This window comes from Mycolicibacterium pallens (assembly GCF_019456675.1).
GTDB lineage: Bacteria > Actinomycetota > Actinomycetes > Mycobacteriales > Mycobacteriaceae > Mycobacterium > Mycobacterium crocinum.
In genome coordinates, this window is record NZ_CP080333.1 from 5538490 (window position 1) to 5558555 (window position 20066).

General features: G+C 65.6%; 18 protein-coding genes. 10 read left to right on the forward strand and 8 right to left on the reverse strand.

What is annotated here, in order from left to right; all coding sequences use genetic code 11:
* Nucleotides 1–36: 36 nt before the first annotated feature.
* Entirely contained in the window at nucleotides 37–1101 is a 1065-nt protein-coding gene (locus K0O64_RS27110; protein WP_071948786.1) for an ATP-dependent DNA ligase, read from the forward strand.
* On the opposite strand, the gene K0O64_RS27115 is transcribed toward K0O64_RS27110, so the two are convergent.
* The gene (locus K0O64_RS27115; protein WP_071948785.1) at nucleotides 1098–1496 is read right to left on the reverse strand and encodes a DUF302 domain-containing protein; all 399 of its coding nucleotides are present in this window, start codon (nucleotides 1494–1496) and stop codon (nucleotides 1098–1100) included. The two genes, K0O64_RS27110 and K0O64_RS27115, sit on opposite strands and share 4 nt — an antisense overlap.
* A 23-nt stretch (nucleotides 1497–1519) precedes the next feature.
* The gene (locus K0O64_RS27120; protein WP_047333857.1) at nucleotides 1520–1789 is read right to left on the reverse strand and encodes a metal-sensitive transcriptional regulator; all 270 of its coding nucleotides are present in this window, start codon (nucleotides 1787–1789) and stop codon (nucleotides 1520–1522) included.
* 226 nt (nucleotides 1790–2015) lie between these two features.
* On the opposite strand from K0O64_RS27120, the gene K0O64_RS27125 reads away from it, so the two are divergent.
* Nucleotides 2016–3395 (forward strand): MBL fold metallo-hydrolase, encoded by a 1380-nt coding sequence (locus K0O64_RS27125; protein ID WP_071948784.1) that lies wholly within the window; start codon nucleotides 2016–2018, stop codon nucleotides 3393–3395.
* 24 nt (nucleotides 3396–3419) lie between these two features.
* A complete protein-coding gene (locus K0O64_RS27130) occupies nucleotides 3420–4193 on the forward strand; it encodes a sulfite exporter TauE/SafE family protein (RefSeq protein ID WP_071948783.1) in 774 nt (257 codons plus the stop codon).
* A gap of 10 nt (nucleotides 4194–4203) precedes the next feature.
* Here the strand turns inward: K0O64_RS27130 and bfr are convergent, their stop codons facing one another.
* Nucleotides 4204–4692: a bacterioferritin gene (gene bfr / locus K0O64_RS27135; protein WP_071948782.1), complete on the reverse strand. Its 489-nt coding sequence runs from the start codon at nucleotides 4690–4692 to the stop codon at nucleotides 4204–4206.
* Nucleotides 4693–5105: 413 nt separating this feature from the next.
* On the opposite strand from bfr, the gene K0O64_RS27140 reads away from it, so the two are divergent.
* The 6 genes from K0O64_RS27140 to K0O64_RS27165 are packed head-to-tail and all read left to right on the forward strand — an operon-like array spanning nucleotide 5106 to nucleotide 14034.
* Nucleotides 5106–7664, forward strand: a complete 2559-nt coding sequence (locus K0O64_RS27140; RefSeq protein ID WP_071948781.1) for an ABC transporter ATP-binding protein/permease — start codon at nucleotides 5106–5108, stop codon at nucleotides 7662–7664.
* The gene (locus K0O64_RS27145) at nucleotides 7661–9421 is read left to right on the forward strand and encodes an ABC transporter ATP-binding protein (RefSeq protein ID WP_071950253.1); all 1761 of its coding nucleotides are present in this window, start codon (nucleotides 7661–7663) and stop codon (nucleotides 9419–9421) included. Before K0O64_RS27140 ends, K0O64_RS27145 begins: the two co-directional genes overlap by 4 nt.
* Nucleotides 9422–9455: 34 nt before the next feature.
* A complete protein-coding gene (gluQRS, locus tag K0O64_RS27150) occupies nucleotides 9456–10340 on the forward strand; it encodes a tRNA glutamyl-Q(34) synthetase GluQRS (protein ID WP_071948780.1) in 885 nt (294 codons plus the stop codon).
* Nucleotides 10341–10385: 45 nt separating this feature from the next.
* Complete coding sequence (locus K0O64_RS27155; protein ID WP_083542810.1) at nucleotides 10386–11858, forward strand: ABC transporter substrate-binding protein/permease; 1473 nt, start codon at nucleotides 10386–10388, stop codon at nucleotides 11856–11858.
* A complete protein-coding gene (locus tag K0O64_RS27160; protein WP_071948779.1) occupies nucleotides 11855–12631 on the forward strand; it encodes an amino acid ABC transporter ATP-binding protein in 777 nt (258 codons plus the stop codon). The genes K0O64_RS27155 and K0O64_RS27160 overlap by 4 nt, the downstream gene beginning before the upstream one ends.
* A 29-nt stretch (nucleotides 12632–12660) precedes the next feature.
* Nucleotides 12661–14034: a flavin monoamine oxidase family protein gene (locus K0O64_RS27165; RefSeq protein ID WP_071948778.1), complete on the forward strand. Its 1374-nt coding sequence runs from the start codon at nucleotides 12661–12663 to the stop codon at nucleotides 14032–14034.
* Between the two features lies 1 nt (nucleotide 14035).
* On the opposite strand, the gene K0O64_RS27170 is transcribed toward K0O64_RS27165, so the two are convergent.
* From K0O64_RS27170 to K0O64_RS27180, 3 genes are all read right to left on the reverse strand, one after another.
* Nucleotides 14036–15256, reverse strand: a complete 1221-nt coding sequence (locus K0O64_RS27170) for a cytochrome P450 (RefSeq protein ID WP_071948777.1) — start codon at nucleotides 15254–15256, stop codon at nucleotides 14036–14038.
* 99 nt (nucleotides 15257–15355) lie between these two features.
* On the reverse strand, nucleotides 15356–16579 hold the full coding sequence (tgt, locus tag K0O64_RS27175; protein WP_071948776.1) for a tRNA guanosine(34) transglycosylase Tgt: 1224 nt from the start codon (nucleotides 16577–16579) through the stop codon (nucleotides 15356–15358).
* Nucleotides 16580–16600: 21 nt separating this feature from the next.
* Nucleotides 16601–17500, reverse strand: a complete 900-nt coding sequence (locus K0O64_RS27180) for a haloalkane dehalogenase (protein ID WP_071948775.1) — start codon at nucleotides 17498–17500, stop codon at nucleotides 16601–16603.
* Nucleotides 17501–17684: 184 nt separating this feature from the next.
* On the opposite strand from K0O64_RS27180, the gene K0O64_RS27185 reads away from it, so the two are divergent.
* Nucleotides 17685–18194 carry a lipoprotein LpqH gene (locus K0O64_RS27185; protein ID WP_071948774.1) on the forward strand — a complete coding sequence of 170 codons (510 nt, stop codon included), beginning with the start codon at nucleotides 17685–17687 and terminating at the stop codon, nucleotides 18192–18194.
* Between the two features lie 70 nt (nucleotides 18195–18264).
* Here K0O64_RS27185 and K0O64_RS27190 read toward each other — a convergent pair whose 3' ends face one another.
* Together K0O64_RS27190 and K0O64_RS27195 are read right to left on the reverse strand one after the other, a co-directional pair.
* Nucleotides 18265–19632, reverse strand: a complete 1368-nt coding sequence (locus K0O64_RS27190) for a WS/DGAT/MGAT family O-acyltransferase (protein ID WP_071948773.1) — start codon at nucleotides 19630–19632, stop codon at nucleotides 18265–18267.
* A gap of 85 nt (nucleotides 19633–19717) precedes the next feature.
* The gene (locus tag K0O64_RS27195) at nucleotides 19718–19990 is read right to left on the reverse strand and encodes a hypothetical protein (RefSeq protein ID WP_125477504.1); all 273 of its coding nucleotides are present in this window, start codon (nucleotides 19988–19990) and stop codon (nucleotides 19718–19720) included.
* Between the last annotated feature and the right edge of the window lie 76 nt (nucleotides 19991–20066).

The following is a 20066-nucleotide window of genomic DNA, read 5'->3' on the forward strand; positions in this document are numbered from 1 at the left end:
CCGAAGCTACCGCCCCAGACACGTAAGAATGAACCGATGCAGCTGCCCGTGAATCCCCCGGTGTCGCCGATGCTCGCCAAATCGGTGCGAACCATCCCGCCCGACGCGTCGTACGAGCCGAAATGGGATGGCTTCCGGTCGGTGTGCTTCCGCGACGGTGATGAGGTCGTATTGGGCAGCCGCAACGAGAAGCCGATGACGCGCTACTTCCCGGAGTTGGTCAGCGCAGCCCTTGCCGAGTTGCCCGAGCGCTGCGTGATCGACGGTGAGATCGTCATCGCGACGGACTCAGGGTTGGACTTCGAGGCGCTGCAGCAGCGGATCCACCCCGCGGATTCGCGGGTTCGGATGCTCGCCGAGAAGACGCCTGCGGCGTTTGTCGCGTTCGATCTGCTCGCGTTGGGCGACGACGATTACACCGGGCGGCCGTTCAGCGAGCGGCGTGCCGCGCTGGTGGAGGCGTTGGCCGACGTCGGGCCGTCATTTCATGTCACCCCCGCCACCACCGATCCGGAGACGGCGCAGCGGTGGTTCTCCGAATTCGAGGGAGCCGGTCTCGACGGCGTGATCGCCAAACCGTTGACAGTCACCTATCAGCCCGACAAGCGGGTGATGTTCAAGATCAAGCACGAGCGGACGGCCGACTGCGTGGTCGCCGGTTACCGCGTACACAAGTCGAGCGACGATGCGATCGGGTCGCTGCTGCTGGGCCTCTACTCCGAAGACGGAGCGCTGGCGTCGGTGGGCGTCATCGGCGCCTTCCCGATGGCCGAGCGGCGACGTCTCTTCACCGAATTGCAGCCCCTGGTAACAGAATTCGAGAATCATCCGTGGAACTGGGCCGCCCTCGAGGCCGGCGAACGCACACCGCAGAAGAACGCCGGATCGCGATGGAACGCCGGCAAAGACCTGTCATTCGTCCCGCTGCGACCCGAGCGGGTCGTCGAGGTGCGCTACGACCACATGGAGGGCGCGCGGTTTCGGCACACCGCCCAATTCAATCGCTGGCGACCCGATCGTGACCCTCGCTCCTGCACGTACGAGCAACTCGAACAGCCAGTGACGTTCAGCCTCAGCGAGATCGTGCCCGGGCTGGGCTAGGCGTTCAGTGCCGCGATAGCGGCTTTGAGCTTGTCGGCAACTTCTTGGGCGACCGGCTGCAGGTCCGCCTCTTCGGTCACGTCGACGAGTAACTGGGGGTCCATAGCCTCCACGAGGGTGCTGCCGGAATCGTCGGGGTCACTGCGCACCACGACATTGCACGGCAGCAGCAGGCCTATCTGTCGCTCCACCGAGAGCGCCCGGTGCGCCAGAGGCGGGTTGCAGGCGCCGAGGATCAGGTAGTTCTCCATGTCCTGGTCCAGCTTGTTCTTCATCGTCGCCTTGACATCGATCTCGGTGAGGACACCGAAACCCTGGTCGGCCAATGCCTTTCGCGTGCGCGCAACGGCATCGTCGAACGGCAGTCGAAGACTGGTCGCCAGCGCGATACTCATGATGACTCCTGTGTCGTCGGGGGCTATGCGAGCGCGAGGAACAGCTTTTCCAGCTCCGCCTCGGTCATGGGCTTGTCGGCGCCGGATCCCTCGCCGGCGACGCATTCACGCAATCCGGTGGCGACGATCTTGAAGCCGGCCCGGTCGAGCGCGCGGGAGACGGCCGCCAGCTGGGTGACGACGTCCTTGCACTCGCGTCCCTGCTCGATCATCGAGATGACGCCGGCCAGTTGGCCTTGGGCCCGACGCAGTCGGTTGAGCACCGCATCGATGGCATCTTGGTCGCCGACCATGGTCGTGTCCCTTCATTTCCGTTTGCTTGGCCCATAGTACCCGCGGGGGTATCGCCGGTAGGCACAACCGCCGCCGCAGCGCCGGCATTCCCGAGTCGCGCCGCCGTTTCGCTTCATACCACCACGGGTATAGTCACCAGTCGGGAATATATACCCCCTAGGGTATGTAGGACTGTGTAACGGGCCGCCGGAGCCGACGGCCGAGATGCACTGAAAGGAACGTCCCATGATCTTGGAGCAGTACTACATCGAATGCCTGTCGCACGCGTCCTACCTGGTCGGCGACGAGACGACCGGCCGCGCGGTCGTGGTCGACCCACGTCGTGACATCACTGAGTATCTGGCCGACGCGCAGAAGTATGGACTCACGATCGAAGGGGTGATCAACACCCACTTCCACGCCGACTTCGTGTCCGGACACCTGGAGCTGGTCGACGCGACCGGCGCGTGGATCGGCTTCGGCGAGGCAGCGGAGACCGACTATCCCATTCGCAGACTGACCGACGGTGAGCATGTGTCACTGGGCGAGGTGGACCTCGAGATCCTCTCCACCCCGGGCCACACGTGGGAGTCGATCAGCGTGCTCGTTCGTGAGCGAGCCGGCGCCGAGCCGGTGGCCGTCCTGACCGGCGATGCACTGTTCATCGGCGATGTCGGCCGGCCCGACCTGGTGAACATCGGTGACAGCTCGACCGGCGATCTGGCACGGGCGATGTATCACACGATCCACGACAGACTCCTGCAACTGCCCGATAGCGTCAAGGTGATGCCTGCCCACGGGGCCGGATCGTCCTGCGGGAAAAACCTGTCCACAGAACTGGTTTCGACCATCGGCGAGCAGCGCGTCAGTAATCCGTCCGTGCAGCCGATGACTGAAGACGAATTCGTCGCGTTGATCACCTCGGGGCAGCCCGCGGCACCGGCGTACTTTGCGTCCGACGCCGCGATGAACAAGCGGGTGCATCCCCTGTTGCAGCCCGACCGCACCGTGCCCGAGATGACGCCTCAGCAGATCCGAGAGGCTCTCGATGCCGGCGTGCGGATCGTCGATGCACGCACCGTCGAGGATTTCGCCCTCGGGCATCTGCGCGGCTCGGTCAACGTCGGGTTCGACGGGCGCTTCGCCGAAACCGGCGGCATGGTGGCCGAAGTCGGCGAGCAGATCGCGTTGATCACCTATCCGGGTGAGGAGCAAGAGGCGGCATTGCGACTGGCGCGCATCGGCTCAGACCACTCGATCGGATATCTGAACGTGGGTCGCGACGGGAAGTTCCCCACCGAACTTGCCGACCTGGTGCGGACCGCACCCCGCACCACCGTCACCGAGTTGGATGAACTGCTGGCCGACGACGCGGTGACGCTGATCGACATCCGCAACCCCGGTGAACGCGAGGGTGGTGCGATCCCCAACTCACTGCACATCCCGCTCGCCCAGTTGCGCCTTCGTGTCGATGAGATCCCCACCGACAAGCCGATCGTCGTGCACTGCGCCGGTGGCTGGCGCTCCAGCGTCGCCGCCTCACTGTTGCGCGCCAACGGTATTCAGCACGTGTCCGACCTTCTGGGTGGCTACAACCAGTGGGCCGACGTCCACGCGTCGGTGTGACCGCGGCGCAGACCGGAACTCGTCATGGCAGTCACGATAGGCCTTGCCCTCGGTGCGCTGATCGGCCTGCTGTTGGGCTTGCTAGGGGCCGGCGGCTCCATCCTCGCCGTGCCGGCGCTGGTGTACGGCTTGGGCCTGGAAGTGCAGCAAGCGATTCCGATTTCGTTGATCGTCGTCGCCTCGGCATCAGCGGTCGGCGTGTTGCCGAAAATCCGAGCGGGCCAAGTCCGGTGGCGAATGGCCGCGATCTTCGCGGCGGCTGGAATCCCGGCAGCGGTTGTCGGCAGCGCGATCAGTCGTCATCTACCCCAACCGGTGGTTCTGGCTGGATTCGCGGTGGTGATGGTGGTCGCCGGCATCCGCATGCTGGCTGATCGGGGCGCCACCGGCACGGCGTGCAAAATCGAAGCCGGTCGGGTCAATTGGCGTCGCTGCGCGCCGAGGTCCATCGGGGCCGGACTGCTGGTAGGTCTGCTCACGGGGCTGTTCGGCGTCGGCGGCGGGTTTCTCATCGTCCCGGCACTGGTAGTGATGCTCGGCGTCGAAATGTCGGCCGCCATCGGTACCTCGTTGGTGATCATCATCGCCAACTCCGCGGCCGGCATTGTGTCGCACCTCCAGTCGATCAGCATCGACTGGCGGGTCACGGCAGCATTCGTCGCAGCTGCGATGGTCACGTCGTTGACCGCGGGCCACTTCGGCACCAAGACCGACACCACGCGCCTGCAGCGCTGGTTCGCCTATCTGGTGTTGGCCGTTGCCGGCTACGTGCTGATCGACACCTTCGTCGTCGGCTGAGCCCCGGCCGCTAGTCGAGCGAGCCGGGCGGGCGGGACACGCACTGCGCCGAGTACAACTCGACACCGAGCTTGTTCATCAGCTCCAACTGCGTTTCGAGGTAGTCGATGTGGTGCTCTTCGTCGGCGACGATGTCCTCGAAGAGGTTCGCGGTCGTGGAGTCCTGCTTCTCACGGCACAGCACGATGGCCGGCTTCAGCCGGTTGACCACCTCGTACTCGAGGGCCAGGTCGCTTTCGAACTGTTCGCGGATGGTCTGCCCGATGTTCAGGGTGCCGATCCGCTGGTAGTTGGGCAGCCCGTCGAGGATGAGGATTCGATCGGTGACGCGTTCGGCGTGGCGCATCTCGTCGAACGACTCGTCCCGGGTGTGCTTGGCCAGCTCGGTGAAGCCCCAGTTGTCCTGCATCTTGGAGTGCAGGAAGTACTGATTGATGGCGGTCAGTTCGCTCGTCAGCTGCTGATTCAGGAGTGTCAGAATCTCGCTGTCGCCTTGCATGAATTTCCCCTGTCATCGCACTGAGGCCACAATTCGCGGGCCGCAGAATTGGGCTGGTCTACTCACTACCGCGTGAGGTGAATCTAGTACAGAACCACCGAGCGCGTGCCGCTTCTGCGACTAGATCGGTGTTGGCGCGCTTGCACATTGGCACAATCATCACCGGGTCAGCAAGGTAGTGAAGGCTTGGCTGGGTTCAATGTCGATACCGTCAGTCTTGGCGTGATTCTTGCGATGAAATAACTGGTGTCGCGGCACGTCGACCAAAAGTTTATTTCCGCCAGCGGATGTTTTCGATTTCGGGCTTGGGCCTATTCGCCGGGCGGCCGGGGCCTCGTAACAGTGGAGCAAGCCAGCTAGTTAGCTTAGGGTAAGCTAACTAGCCATCTGATCCGCGACCAGAGGACACCACTATGGGACGAGGCTTCCAGGGCGCCATGTTGCGCGGATTTGGAGGACGCGACCATCTCGCGACCGTCGAGCAGACCGAGCACATCGCCCCGCACTGCGTCCGGATCACCATGTCCTCACCGACCGTGTTCGACGACGTCGACGCCGGGCCGACAACGTGGCTGCGGTTCTGGTTTCCCGACCCGGCCGGGGGAAGTACCGAGTTCCAACGGGCCTACACGCTCGTCTGGGCGGACCCCGACTCCGGCCGGTTCGCCATCGACGTCGTGCTGCACGAGCCGGCCGGGCCGGCCTCGGCGTGGGCCTCGACTGCCCAGCCGGGCATGACCATCCCGGCGGTGTCACTGGGGTCGTCGCCCTTCACCGTGCCCGACGAACTCCCGGCCGGCTTCCTGCTCATCGGCGACTCCGCCTCGATCCCGGCGATCAACTCCATCATCGCGGTGCTGCCACCCGATGTGGACGTCGAGGTGTACCTCGAACGCCATTGCGACTCAGACGAACTCATCCCGATCACGCAGCATCCGCGGCGCCGGCTGCACTGGGTGATTCGAGCCGATGAGACCTCGCTGGCCGCCGCCATCGAGGACCGGGACTGGTCCAACTGGTCGGCGTGGGCCGGTCCGGAGGCCGCCGCGCTCAAGCACCTCCGCAAGCGCCTGAAGGACACCTTCGGGTTCCCCAAGACGGAGTTGAAAGCCCAGGCGTATTGGACGCAGGGTCGCGAGATGGGCAGCACACGTGACGACGTCACGGCGCCGACGGCCGCACAGAACCCACTACCCACACCGGCGTCGCCCACCCCAACCAGAGGCACATGGCGCTCGCAGGCAGGCAAAAGCCTTCTCGCGCCGGTCAAATCGCAGCTGGTTGCGGCCGGTGTGCTGCAGGCATTGCTCACCCTGCTGCAACTCGCACCCTTCGTGGTTCTGGTCGAGCTGGCTCAGCAGTTGCTCAGCGGCGCCGATCAATCCCGGGTGTGGAACACGGTGACGGTGTTCGTGGTCCTGCTGGGCACCGGCACCACATTGGGCGCGGCTCTGGTGCTGTGGTTACACGTGGTCGACATGCGGTTCAGCGCCGCGGTGCGCCGCCGACTGCTCGACAAATTGGCACGAATACCGTTGGGCTGGTTCACCGATCGCGGATCGGGTTCAGTGAAGAAACTGATCCAGGATGACACGCTGTCACTGCACTATCTGGTGACGCACGCGGTGTGCGATGCGGTCGCGGCGGTGGTCGCGCCGATCGCGGTGTTGATCTATCTGTTCGCGGTCGACTGGGGTATGGCGCTGATCCTGTTCCTGCCGATCCTCGTCTACATCGTCACCACCTGGACCATGGTGTATCAAAGCGGCCCCAAGATCACCGAGGCATCCCGTTGGGCCGAGCGGATGAACGGCGAATCGGCGGCGTTCCTCGAGGGGCAGCCGGTGATTCGGGTATTCGGCGGCGCGGCGGCCTCCTCCTTCCGCCGTCATCTGGACGACTACATCGCGTTCCTCAACGAGTGGCAGCGCCCGTTCATCGGCAAGAAGACGTTCATGGATCTGGTGACCCGGCCGAGCACCTTCCTGTGGCTCATCGTCACTGCGGGCACCGCGTTCGTGGTCGCAGGCTGGACGACGCCGACAGCGTTGCTGCCGTTCCTGCTGCTGGGCACCACCTTTGGCAGCCGGCTCCTCGGCATCGCCTACGGGCTGGGCGGCATCCGGGAAGGCACCCAGGCCGCCCAGCGCATCGCGGTGACGCTCGACGAGACCGAGCTGACCACCCGAGCCGAGGATGCGTCGCCGTCCCGCCGACCGGCCGGCGTGACGTTCGACGCCGTCAGCTTCGGCTATCGCCCCGGGGTGCCGGTGATTCACGACGTGACGCTGGCCCTGACGGCCGGAACGGTCACCGCTCTGGTCGGACCGTCCGGGTCGGGGAAATCGACCCTGGCGGCACTGTTGGCCCGGTTCCACGACGTCGACGCGGGCGCGATCCGGATCGACGGCCGCGATATCCGCACCATGAGCCCCGACGAGTTGTACACCCGAGTCGGGTTCGTGTTCCAGGACATTCAACTCGTGGCAGGCACCGTCCGCGACAACATCGCACTCGCCCGGCCGGAGGCTTCTCACGACGAGGTCGAGCGTGCCGCACGTAACGCACAGATCCACGACCGGATCCTGCGGCTGCCCGACGGCTACGACACCGCCATCGGGGCGGACAATCAACTCTCCGGAGGCGAGAAGCAGCGGCTCACCATCGCCCGGGCACTACTCGCCGATACCCCGGTGCTGATCCTCGACGAAGCCACGGCGTTCGCCGATCCCGAGTCGGAATACCTTGTGCAACAGGCCTTGAACTCACTGATCCGGAACCGCACCGTGCTGGTGATCGCCCACCGGCTGCACACCATCACCAGCGCCGACCAGATCGTCGTTCTCGACCACGGCCGAATCGCCGAGATCGGCACCCACCCGCGGCTGCTGGCCGCTGACGGCCGCTACCGCCGCCTGTGGGACAGCCGGCTGGCCGGCACGGCGGTCCTGACCGGCGAGGCCGCTCGATGATCCGAAATCTGATTCACCTGATTCCCGCACAGAACCGTGGGCAGCTCACCACCTACGTTGTCCTGACCACCCTTTCGGTCATGCTACGAGCCACCGGCGCGCTGCTGCTGGTACCGCTGCTCGCCGCGCTGTTCGGCCCACACCCGTCGGATGCGTGGCCCTGGGTCGCCGCCCTCACCGCCGTCACGATCGGCGGCTGGGTGATCGACATGGTTGTGGCCCGCATCGGCTTCGGCATCGGCTTCGCGCTGGCGCACACCACGGCGCACACCATGACCGGCCGGCTCACCGACGTTCCACTGCGCTGGTTCACCGCCGACAACATCGCGGTCGCGCGGCAGGCCATCGCCGCCAGCGCACCGGAACTCGTGGGCTTTGTCGCGAACTTGCTCAGCCCATTCATCGGGGCGCTGCTGCTGCCCGCTGCGATCGCCATCGGGCTGTTCTTCGTCTCCTGGCAGATCGGTGTGGCCGCCGCGATCGCACTGCCGTTCCTGCTCGGCGCCCTGACCGCGAGCCAACGGCTGGTCCGTGCCGCCGACGCCGCCGATGCCAGCGCGCACAGTGCCCTCACCGAGCGCTTGGTCGAATTCGCGCGGACTCAGCAGGCGTTGCGCGCCGGCCGTCGCGTCACCGCGGCACGTAGCCAGACCGGCGAGGCCATCGCCACCGCTCGCGGGGCGACCTTGCGGCTGTTGCTATTCCAGATTCCGGGTCAGCTGCTGTTCAGCGTGGCCAGCCAGATCGCGCTCATCCTGCTGGCGGGCACGATCACAACGTTGACGCTGCGCGGGGAGCTCGGCGCGCCCGAGGCGGTGGCGTTGGCGATCGTGATGATTCGCTTCCTCGAGCCGTTCACGGTGTTGGCCGACCTGTCGAGCGCGGTCGAGTCCTCGCGTGGCTTACTCAACCGGCTCACGACCGTCACGACCGCGCCACTGTCCGAGCAGTCCAGGCACGCTGCGCTGCCATCGGCTGAATCGTCCGCGCCCCGAATCGAATTCCGTTCCGTGGGCTTCGGCTACCAGGGTTCGATGGTGCTCAACGATCTCTCCTTCACCCTCGAGCCTGGCACCACTACGGCGATCGTCGGTCCGTCCGGCTCCGGGAAGAGCACGATCCTGTTGTTGATCGCCGGTCTGCACGCGCCCGAACGTGGCCAGATTGTCATCGACGGAATCGACGCCGCCGATATCGACCCCGATGCCCACCGCGCGTTGGTCAGTGTGGTGTTCCAGCATCCGTACCTGTTCGACGGGACGATCGCCGACAACGTCCGGGCCGGCCATCCCGGCGCCGATGACGAAGCGATCCATCGGGCGATGAGCCTGGCCCGGGTCGACGACGTCATCGACCGTCTGCCTGACGGCGCCGGATCCACGGTCGGGGAGGCAGGTGCCAAGCTGTCGGGCGGCGAGCGCCAGCGCGTCAGCATCGCTCGAGCGCTGGCCAAGCCCGCAGGCGTCCTGCTGATCGACGAAGCGACCAGCGCACTGGACACCGAGAACGAGGCATCGATCACGCAGGCAATCAACGACGATCCGCAGCCTCGGACCAGGGTCATCATCGCTCACCGGCTGGATGCCATCCGCCATGCCGATCAAGTCTTGTTCGTCGACGACGGTGCGGTGGTCGAACAGGGCAGCATCGACGAACTCATCTCGCGCGGTGGACGTTTCGCTGAGTTCTGGCGGCAGCAGGAAGACAGCGCCGGATGGCGGATCGCGGCTAACCGGACCGGCCTGCACCTCGGATGAGCCGCCGAGTGGCGGACTGGGCTAGATTGCGTCCGTGACCCGCCCAACCCCGGGCGCGGGCCGGTTCGCCCCCAGCCCGTCCGCCGACCTTCACATCGGCAATCTGCGCACCGCCGTGCTGGCGTGGCTGTTCGCCCGCTCGACGGACCGTCGTTTCCTGATCCGGGTCGAAGACCTCGATGACCGCACGCACGATGATGTCGCGCGGCGTCAGCTCGATGACCTGGCCGCCATCGGCATCACGTGGGACGACGAACCACAGTGGCAGTCCCGGCAGCGCCAGCGCTACGACGCCGTGGTCGACGGATTGGCAGAACGTGGCCTAGTGTACGAATGCTATTGCAGCAGAAAAGATATCCTCAGCGCGCCGCGGGCACCGCACGCGCCGGAAGGCGCCTACCCCGGCACCTGCCGTGAGCTTGGCGCGGTGGAGCGGGCGGCCAGACGCGAAGCGGGACGGCCACCCGCTCTGCGACTGCGCACCGATACCGGCGAATACACCGTCACCGATCTCGTACACGGCTCGTACACCGGGGTGGTCGACGATTTCGTACTCCGCCGTGGTGACGGGGTGCCCGCCTACAACCTGGCCGTCGTCGTCGATGATGCGCACTCCGGCATCGATCAGGTGGTCCGCGGCGATGACCTGCTCGCGTCCTCGCCCCGCCAGGCTTACCTGGCCGGGCTGCTCGGCTATCCGCAGCCGGTCTACGCCCATGTGCCGCTGGTGCTCAACGCCGAGGGCAAGCGGTTGGCCAAGCGCGACGGTGCCGTTACGCTGGCCGAGCTCGGCGTGCCGCGGGCATTCTCGTTGATCACCGAATCGCTGGGCTGGCCATCAGCGGACACAGCTGCACTGCTGCAGCGGTTCGACCCCGCCGAGTTACCCCGCGAGCCGTGGATGTATCAACTTGTTTGATCGCAACCCTTGGCGGGCATCTCCCACAGCATTACTGTCCGCCGAATGCGTCACCTGCCACGCGCAGCACTGCTGACGATCGTGTTGATCGCAGCAGTGCTCCTCGGCGGCTGCGGATCAAAACCCGGCGGTGGCGGCCCACCGACCTCCGGTGTGCTCCGGGTCGGCACCGAAGGCACCTACGCACCGTTCAGTTTCCAGGACCCCACAACCGGGCAGCTCGCCGGATACGACGTCGACGTCGCCAATGCCGTGGGTCAGAAACTCGGTAAGAAGGTCGAGTTCGTCCAGACACCATGGGATTCCATCTTCGCCGCGCTGGAAGCCAACCGGTTCGACGTGGTGGCCAACGAAGTCACCATCACCCCGGAGCGGCAGAGCAAATACGATCTGTCCGAACCATATTCGGTGGGTGAAGGTGTCATCATCACCCGAGCCGATGACGATTCGATCACGTCGCTGGACGACCTCAAGGGTAAGACCGTTGGTGCCAGCATCACCAGCAACTGGGCCCAGATCTCCCGCGACGCCGGGGCGACGGTGGCGCCGGTCGAAGGTTTCACCCAGGCCATCACCCTACTCAACCAGGGTCGGGTGGACGCGGTCGTCAATGACAGCATCGCGTTCCACGCCTATCAAGCCGAGACCAACAACCAGTCGGTCAAGATCGGCGCCACGATCGGCGAGAAGAGCGAGCAGGGATTCGCGGCCCGCAAGAACAGCGGACTGCTGCCGGTTCTCAACAGGGCGATCGACGAGTTGAAGACCGACGGCACCCTGGCGGCGATCTCGCAGAAGTACCTGAAGGCCAACCCCATCGGCGGACCCGCATCCAACGGGGCAGACACCGGATACCGCTCGGTGTGGCGACTCATCGGCGAAAATCTGTGGCCGTTGGCCGAGGCCGCGATCACCGTGACCGTTCCGCTGACCGTGATCAGCTTCGTCATCGGCCTGGTGATCGCCCTCGTGGTGGCCCTCGGCCGGTTGTCCCGGAATGCGGTGGTATCGAACGTCGCGCGGTTCTACATCTCGACCATTCGCGGCACTCCGCTGCTGGTGCAGTTGTTCATCATCTTCTACGCCCTGCCGCAGATCGGGGTGAAGCTCGACCCGTTCCTGGCGGCAGTGATCGCATTCAGCCTCAACGTCGGTGGCTACGCCGCCGAGATCATCCGTTCGGCGATCCAGAGCATTCCGATCGGGCAGTGGGAAGCCGCCGAGACCATCGGTTACAACTATGCCGGCGCGCTGCGACGAATCATCCTTCCGCAGGCGGCCCGGGTCGCGGTGCCGCCGCTGTCGAACACCCTGATCTCCTTGGTCAAAGACACCTCGCTGGCCTCGACGATTCTCGTGACCGAACTGCTACGCACCGCGCAGGTGGCTGCCGCACCGACCTTCGAATTCTTCGCGCTGTACGGCACGGCCGCGGCTTATTACTGGATCATCTGCCTGGTGCTCTCATTCGGCCAGAGCCGCCTTGAGCACCGACTGGAAAGGTATGTGGTGCGATGACTGACACCACCGGTGGTGGGCCCGAATATCGCGTCGTCGCCGAAGGCGTCGAGAAGGCGTTCGGTGACAACAAGGTGCTCAAAGGCGTCTCCTTCACGGTCGAGCGGGGCACGGCAACGGCGATCATCGGGCCGTCCGGCTCGGGTAAGACGACCCTGTTGCGGACCCTCAATGCGCTCGACCGCCCGGACGCCGGCGTGATCCGGGTGGACGACGTCGAGATCGACTTCTCCGCCCCGACAACCAAATCCGAGGTGCGCCGCTTCCAGTCACGAAGCGGCTTCGTGTTCCAAGGGCACAACCTTTTTCCGCACAAGACGGTGTTGGAGAACATCATCGAAGGCCCGGTGATCGTGCAGAAACGACCCAGGGACGACGTGATCGCTGAGGCACTCGCGCTTCTTGATCAGGTCGGCCTGGCCGCCAAGAAGGATCAGTACCCCTACCAACTGTCCGGCGGACAACAACAGCGCGTCGGCATCGCCAGGGCGCTGGCGCTCAAGCCCAAACTGGTGTTGTTCGACGAGCCGACCTCGGCACTGGATCCCGAACTGGTCGGCGAGGTGCTCTCAGTGATCAAGGACCTGGCCGTCGAGGGCTGGACATTGGTGATCGTCACTCACGAAATCCAATTCGCCAGACAGGTTTCCAACCAGGTGCTGTTCACCGATGGCGGCGTCATCCTGGAGCAGGGGCGTCCCGAGGACGTCCTCGGGAATCCGAAAGAGGCGCGCACGCGCCAGTTCCTGGAGCGGGTGCTCAATCCGCTGTAGGTGGACAGGCTCTGTGCCACAGTGTCCAGATGCCGAACCAGAAGCAGGTCGACGCGGACGTCGTCATCGTCGGGGCCGGACTGTCCGGAATGATCGCCGCCCGCGCTGTGCTGGCGGCCGGACTGACGCCGGTGGTGCTGGAGGCCGACGAACGCGTCGGCGGTCGCATCCTCACTGAGGAGGTCATGCCGGGCCTGCCCGTCGAACTGGGCGCCCAGTGGATCGGCGACACGCACGAGCGGATGTTCCGGCTGGCCGATGAGCTCGGCGTCGAGACGTACCCACAGTTCGAGGACGGCGAGACGTCCTACGACCTCGTCGGTGCTGGAGTGTTGCGCGAGAACGAATTCCACGCGCGCTTCGGCGACGAGCTGGCCGAGCTGGAACGTGTGCTGCGCCGGTTGGACGAGATGGCCGCCGAGGTGCCCGTCGATGCGCCCTGGCTGGCACCCCGTGCGGCCGAATGGGATTCCATCACCGCCGGCGCATGGTACGACGCCCAGGGACTGTCGCCGGTGGCCCGCACTCTGGTGGAGATCTGCACGGTCGGGATCCTGGCGGTGCCGACCGCAGAGGTGTCGTTCCTGCACCTGCTGTTCACCATCCAGACCTGCGGAGTGACGTCTGAGTTGTTCGCCGAGTCCGAAGGAGGCGCGCAGACCACCCGGTTTGTCGGCGGCACCAGCGAGATCCCGAACCGCCTCGGCGCGCTGATCGCCGATCACATCGTGCTGCGGGTGCCGGTCCAGCTGATCGAACATTCCCCGGGCGGTGTCAGCGTGCACTGCCGCGGTGGACTGGTCGCGCGTGGCCGCCGGGTCATCGTGGCCATCTCACCGACCCTCGCGGGACGGATCATGTACGACCCTCCGCTGTCCGGTGTGCGTGATCAGCTCACGCAGCGGCTGCCGAACGGGTCGGCCATGAAGGCGTTCTTAGTGTACGACGAACCCTTCTGGCGCACAGACGGATTCAACGGCCAGCTGATCTCCGACGTCGGCCCGGCCCGGATGTCCAACGACACCTGCATACCCGGCGACGACCACGGAGTGATCCTGATGTTCCTGGAGGGCGAGCAGGCCCGTACCTTCGGACGCCTGCCTGAGGAGGAGCGCCGTGCCGCGCTCACCGCCGAACTGGTGCGCCACTACGGCAGCAAGGCCGCTCATCCCGAGTTCTATATCGACGGCGAATGGTCAGAACGGCAGTGGACCCGCGGCTGCTACAACGCCAACCTCGGACCGCACGTGTGGACCGCGTACGGTCCCGCCCTGTCCGCGCCGATCGGCGTGATCCATTGGGCGTCAACCGATACCGCAACGTATTGGAGCGCCTACATGGAGGGCGCGGTCGACGCCGGTGAGCGGGCAGCCGCCGAGGTCATCGCGGCGCTGGCCGGCTAGTTCAGACGGCGACGTCGAGGCGGGCCATGCCGCGCAACGTGACGTGCGGCTTGTAGGTCGGCTCGGACGCCAGCTGCGCATCCGGGAAGCGTTTGGTCACCGCGGACAACGCCACCGCGGCCTCCATCCGCGCCAGCGGTGCCCCGAGGCAGAAGTGCGGCCCATGCCCGAAGGCCAGGTGGCGGATCGGGCTGCGGGTGGGGTCGAACTCGTCGGGCCGTTCGGTGACCGCCGGATCGCGGTGGGCGGCCGCCAGCAGGACCATCATGATGTCCCCCTTGGGGATTCGGATGCCACCGATCTCCATGTCGGCACCGGCGACTCGGCTGGCCAATTGCACCGGCGGGTCGTAGCGCAGCGTTTCCTCGATGATGTTCGGCGCCAGTCCCGGGTCGGCGCTCAACGCGGTCCAGTGTTCGCGGTGCCGCAACATCGCCAGGATGCCGTTGGCGATCAGATTGACCGTCGTCTCGTGACCGGCGATCAGCAGCAGGTTGCAGGTCGCGACGATCTCCTCCTCGGTGAGCTGGTCACCGGATTCCTCCACCGCGATCAGTCCCGACATCAGATCGTCGCGCGGCTCGGCCCGCCGGCGCTCCAGCAGCTCACGCAAATACCCGCGCAGCCACATTCCCGCCTTCATGCGCTCTTCGAGACCCTGCGTCTCCCCGGTGAAGGTGACAAAGGGATCCAGCCCTTGCGCCAGAATTGTTGAGGCCGCGCTGAATTGGGCCTCGTCCTCGATGGGCACGCCGAGCAGACGACAGATCACCGCCACCGGCAGCGGATGTGCCAGCTGCTCGACCGCATCGAATTCGCTTGTCGCCGCGGCCTTGTCGAGCAGGTCGTCGACCATCGACGTGATGTCGGGTTCCAACGCCTTGACCACTCGCGGCGAGAACGCCTTGCTGACCAGCTTGCGTAGCCGGGTGTGATCGGGCGGGTCGAGGAACAGGAAGCCGGGGGTACCGAACGGGCGGGGCTGCTCACCGGCTTCGATGGCCCGCTGCGCGACGGTGGACTTCAATCGGTCGCTGCACGAATCGGGGTGCCGCAGAACCTCGTCGCAGTCGGCGAAGCTGGACAGGACGTACAACGTGGACTCGGGCATGTGCATCGGTCCGCCGTCGAGGATCTGCCGGTACACCGGGTACGGGTTCGCCCGGTTGGCGGGGTCGAGCAATTTCAGAAGCAGTTCTTGCGGCTCGGCGGCAGCAGTCATCTCCCTATTGTGCACGCGTGGAAGAGTCGGCTGTTGCGCCGAGATCGACGAAATGTCGCGGTGTACTCGCACAAACCCGGCGAGGCGTCGATTTGGGCGTCATGGGGTCCGTCCGTAGTAGTTGCCGAGCACATGCTCGCGCAGTTCGTCGAACTCCCCCGCCACGATCGCGGCGCGAATGTGATCCACCAGGCGGATGATGAACCGCTCGTTGTGGATCGTGCACAGCGTGGCAGACAGGATTTCCTTGGCCTTGAACAGGTGATGCAGGTAGGCCCGGGTGTAATTGGCGCAGGTGTAGCAGTCGCAGTCAGCGTCGATGGGGGTGAAGTCGCGCCGGTAGCGCGCGCCGGTGATGTTGAACCGGCCGGTCGGCGAGTACACCGCGGCATTGCGCGCCACCCGTGACGGTGAGACGCAGTCGAACGTGTCGGCGCCTGCGGCGATCGCCGCGAACAGGTCGTCGGGTTCGCTGATCCCGAGCAGGTGACGTGGTTTGTCGTCGGGTAGCTCGTCAACACACCAGCCGACGATCGAGGCCAGGTTCTGCTTCTCCAGCGCTCCACCGATCCCGTAGCCGTCGAAGCCGCGCCCGTCGCCGTCGACGATGCCCGCCAGATCTCGGGATGCCTGACGGCGCAGATCTTCGTACTGCGCGCCCTGCACCACACCGAACAGCGCTTGACTCGGCCGCTCCGGCCGCTCGGCGGTGAGCCGACGGTGCTCGGTCAGGCAGCGCACCGCCCACGCCTGGGTGCGAACCACCGACTCTTCTTGGTAGCCACGGGTATTCACCAACGTCGTCAGTTCGTCGAAGGCGAAGATGATGTCGGCGCCGATCTTGTGCTGGATCTGCATGGACACTTCAGGGGTGAACCGGTGAGTCGAGCCGTCGAGATGCGAAATGAACGTGACGCCGTCGTCGTCGACATGCGCCAACCGTTGTTTGCCCTCGGCGATGACGTCGTCGGCCTGGACGCGGTTGGCGTCCATCGAGAGCACCTTGCGGAAGCCGGCACCCAGCGACAGCACCTGGAAGCCACCGCTGTCGGTGAACGTCGGGCCCGGCCAGTTCATGAAGGCGCCGAGGCCCCCCGCCTCGTCGACGATGTCCGGACCGGGCTGCAGGTAGAGGTGGTAGGCGTTGGCCAGCACAGCCTGGGCGCCCAGCTCACGCATCGTCTCCGGCAGCACAGCCTTTACCGAGGCCTTGGTCCCGACCGCGACGAACGCCGGGGTGTGGATGTCGCCATGCGGAGTGTGGATCACCCCGGTGCGTCCACGGCGCCCGGGCAGCTGGGCGTCGACGCTGAAGAACGGCACCCGAGCTATCTAACCAGCGCCTCAGGAGAGGAAGCGCACGATGTGGTCGGCGAGCTCCTCGCCGGCGTCCTCCTGGATGAAGTGGCCGGCGCCGTGGACGGTGGGGTGGTCGTACCCCTGCGCGCCCCGCATCTGCTGGAAGATCGGCGCCATCGCACCGGTGATCGGGTCGCCGTCGGAGAACGCCACCAACATCGGGGTCGAGCCGGCCGTCAGGGTTGCCCATGCCCGCCGGTTAGCCTCGGACGCGGGGTCGTCGGGGCTGGTCGGCACCAAACCCGGCATGGCCCGCGGACCTGCGGAAAAACTGTCGTCGGGGAACGGCGCGTTGTAGGCCTCGCGGACGTCGTCGGTGATCGGTCGCAGACAACCCGACTCGACGAATCGACCCACGTCGATGCTCGGCGCCTCCTGGATGGCCCGGCGGAACTGCCACCACACCTCGGGCATATTGAAGTCTCCTGTCGGCAGCCCCGTGTTGGCGACGACGATGCGCGCGAACCGATCCGCGTTCTCGGCCGCCAGCCGCAACCCGATCAGCCCGCCCCAGTCCTGACCGAACAGGGTCACCCGCTGCAGATCCAGGACGTCGAATGCGAGTGCGCGCATCCACTCGACGTGCCGGGCATAGGTGTGGTCCTCCCGACGGGTCGGCTTGTCGGAGCGTCCGAAACCGACCAGATCGGGGCAGACGACCCGATGCCCGGCGGCGGTGAGGACCGGAATCATCTTGCGGTACAGAAACGACCACGTTGGTTCGCCATGCAGCAACAGAATCGGCTCGGCGTGCGTGGGTCCCTCGTCGACCCAGGCCACCCGCAGATGTCCGCCCTCGTCATCGTCGAGCTCGCAATAGTGCGGTGAATAGGGGAAATTCGGGATTTCAGCGAATCGCTCGTCGGGAGTGCGCAAGGTCTGCATAACCGCGAAGATACCGACTTTGCCTGTGCCGGTCGGGATTTGCCCTGATGCGCGGGTCAATTTCAGTGGCTGCCATGGCAGACGGATTTTTCGGCCATTCTTGCCACCATCGTGAAACGGCGAACCATACTTCACTGGATGATCCGTCAATGGCGACGGATCGCCCCTACATAAGGAGAAATCGGTGAAGCGTGGGTTGGTGGTGACCGTTGCCGGCGCCGCGGTCTTGGTGGCCGGATTGTCTGGTTGTTCAAAGGACGACAACAAATCAACGTCGACGACAAGCGCGAAAGCGACTACTTCAGCAGCCGCGACAACGAGCGCAGCAGGGTCTCCCAGCGCGACCGCCGGATCCAGCACGGCCAAGGTGACGATCGATGGCCAGCCGCAGGACATCAAGGGGTCGGTGGTCTGCGCAACGGCCGGCAACAACCTCAACATCGCGATCGGTGAGGCAACCACCGGTATCGCCGCCGTGCTGTCCGCGGATGCCTCCACGGTGCAGTCGGTCGGCCTCGGCAACGTGAACGGCGTGACGCTGGGCTACACCGCGGGCGTCCCCGGCGGAGCCAACGCCACCGCGTCCAAGGACGGCAACACCTACAAGATCAGCGGAACGGCAACGGGCGTGGACATGGCCAACCCGATGCAGCCGGTGACCAAGCCCTTCGAAATTCAGGTGACCTGCCCGTAGCGGCAGGACGGACGAAGCGGCGGCGCCCCGAGGGGTCGCCGCCGCTTTCGTTGGAGACTTGGACCCCGCGCTAGACCCCGACCGCCTTCTCCAGTGCGGCCAGCGAGTCCTCCAGCTGGGTGAGCAGCCGCTGTAGATGCGGGATGCTGCGCCGGCAGCCGACCAAGCCGAAATCGAGGTTGTCGGCGTTGTTCGACATCGTGATGTTGAGCGCCTGACCGTCGAGCGCGATCGACAGTGGATAGTTGCCGTCGAGGCGTGCCCCGTGCCAATACAGCGGTTCCCGCGCGCCGGGCACGTTGGAGATCACGATGTTGAACGGCGGTGCCGCCGCGGCCGCCAACGCCGGGAGCAGGGTCAGCGCCAACGGCGCCATGTTGAACGCCGAGAGGGCCAGCTGCTGCATCTTGGGCAGTTGCAGGAAGACCTCTTTGTTGCCGCTGATCGAGTCGTGGATCGCCTCGAGCCGTTTGGCCGGGTCACTCTGGTCGGTGGCCAGGCTGCACAGGATGGCTCCGACCTGATTGCCACCGCTGGAGGGGTCGTTGTCGTCGCGCAGGTTGACCGGGACCATGGCGATCAGTGGCTTGTCGGGCAGCGCGTCCTGCTCGATCAGGTAGGCGCGCAGCGCGCCGGCGCACATCGCCAGGATGACGTCGTTGACCGTCACACCGGCAGCGGCCTCCTTGATCGCGATGATCCGCTTGAGCGGCCAGGACTGTGCGGCCACCCGGCGGGCCCCGCCGATCGGCACGTTGAACATCGTCTTGGGAGCTTCGAACGGCAAGGTCAGCTGCTGTTCGAAGAGGGCGCCACGCACGATGGTCAACGCCGAGGGCGCCAAGCCCGCAACGGACCCGGCCGCTCGAACCAGACCGCCGAGCGGAGATCCGCCGCCGCTCTTTTCTTTGTTGCGGGCGCGGGGTCCGATGGTCCACGGCGCCCGGATCTCCTCGTCCTGCGGATCCGGCGACAGCGTGCGCTTGGTCAGCTTCATCGCCGAGACGCCGTCGAGCAGCGAATGGTGGATTTTGGTGTAGACGGCCACTCGCCCGTCGTTGAGGCCTTCGACAAGGTGGGTCTCCCACAGCGGCCGGTGCCGGTCGAGCAGGCTGCCGTGCAGTCGGGAGGTGAGCTCGAGTAGCTCGCGGACCCGTCCCGGCTTCGGTAGCGCCGAGCGCCGCAGGTGGTATTCGAGATCGATATCCCGGTCGAAAGCCCAGGTCAGATTGGCGATACCGCCGAACAACGCACCGGGGTGCTTACGGAACGTCGGCTGCACGTCCTGATAGGTGAGCAGGTCGTTGTAGATCTCGGCGAGAAACTCCGGGCCCATGTCGTCCGGGGGCTCGAACAGTTGCAAGCCGCCGACGTGCATGGGATGTTCTCGGGACTCGGCCAGCAAGAACATCGAGTCGGTCGGTGAAATCAGCTCCATCGATGACCTCCGCGTCGATTTCTATCCCGTGTGCCCATTACACCGGTTCGCCACACAGATGACGTCGGGAGGTGGTCCGCCTGGGTCAGCGATGACCGCCGCCACCACCGCTGTGGTTCCCGCCGTTGAACCCGGGCTCGGCCACCTCCGCCTCGGTGAGCTGATCGCTGGTGTCGGGGATGATCGTCGGAGCGCAGTTCATCGAGAAGCTGTCTTCGGTGTCGGTGTCCTGACATTGGGCCGTCACCCGCGAGACCGGGTCGGCGACCGCGAACACGGCCACAGCCGGGGCGGCGGCGATCGCCAATCCGACTGCGGCATACAGCAATCGTCGAGTACCGATCGATACCGTCGTCATGATCACAAACCCCCTGTCCTACCGCGCCATGTCTGTAAAGCGCCAGCGTAGGCCAGGTTCCTGGGAACCGCGCGGC

Coding starts and splice junctions, on each gene's coding strand:
- K0O64_RS27180 (WP_071948775.1), bottom strand. CDS start 17,500: ATGCAGACCTTGCGCACTCCCGACGAGCGATTCGCTGAAATCCCGAAT.
- bfr (WP_071948782.1), bottom strand. CDS start 4,692: ATGCAAGGCGACAGCGAGATTCTGACACTCCTGAATCAGCAGCTGACG.
- K0O64_RS27130 (WP_071948783.1), top strand. CDS start 3,420: ATGGCAGTCACGATAGGCCTTGCCCTCGGTGCGCTGATCGGCCTGCTG.
- K0O64_RS27125 (WP_071948784.1), top strand. CDS start 2,016: ATGATCTTGGAGCAGTACTACATCGAATGCCTGTCGCACGCGTCCTAC.
- K0O64_RS27160 (WP_071948779.1), top strand. CDS start 11,855: ATGACTGACACCACCGGTGGTGGGCCCGAATATCGCGTCGTCGCCGAA.
- K0O64_RS27195 (WP_125477504.1), bottom strand. CDS start 19,990: ATGACGACGGTATCGATCGGTACTCGACGATTGCTGTATGCCGCAGTC.
- K0O64_RS27155 (WP_083542810.1), top strand. CDS start 10,386: ATGCGTCACCTGCCACGCGCAGCACTGCTGACGATCGTGTTGATCGCA.
- K0O64_RS27115 (WP_071948785.1), bottom strand. CDS start 1,496: ATGAGTATCGCGCTGGCGACCAGTCTTCGACTGCCGTTCGACGATGCC.
- K0O64_RS27110 (WP_071948786.1), top strand. CDS start 37: ATGCAGCTGCCCGTGAATCCCCCGGTGTCGCCGATGCTCGCCAAATCG.
- K0O64_RS27120 (WP_047333857.1), bottom strand. CDS start 1,789: ATGGTCGGCGACCAAGATGCCATCGATGCGGTGCTCAACCGACTGCGT.
- K0O64_RS27165 (WP_071948778.1), top strand. CDS start 12,661: ATGCCGAACCAGAAGCAGGTCGACGCGGACGTCGTCATCGTCGGGGCC.
- K0O64_RS27140 (WP_071948781.1), top strand. CDS start 5,106: ATGGGACGAGGCTTCCAGGGCGCCATGTTGCGCGGATTTGGAGGACGC.
- K0O64_RS27170 (WP_071948777.1), bottom strand. CDS start 15,256: ATGACTGCTGCCGCCGAGCCGCAAGAACTGCTTCTGAAATTGCTCGAC.
- K0O64_RS27190 (WP_071948773.1), bottom strand. CDS start 19,632: ATGGAGCTGATTTCACCGACCGACTCGATGTTCTTGCTGGCCGAGTCC.
- K0O64_RS27145 (WP_071950253.1), top strand. CDS start 7,661: ATGATCCGAAATCTGATTCACCTGATTCCCGCACAGAACCGTGGGCAG.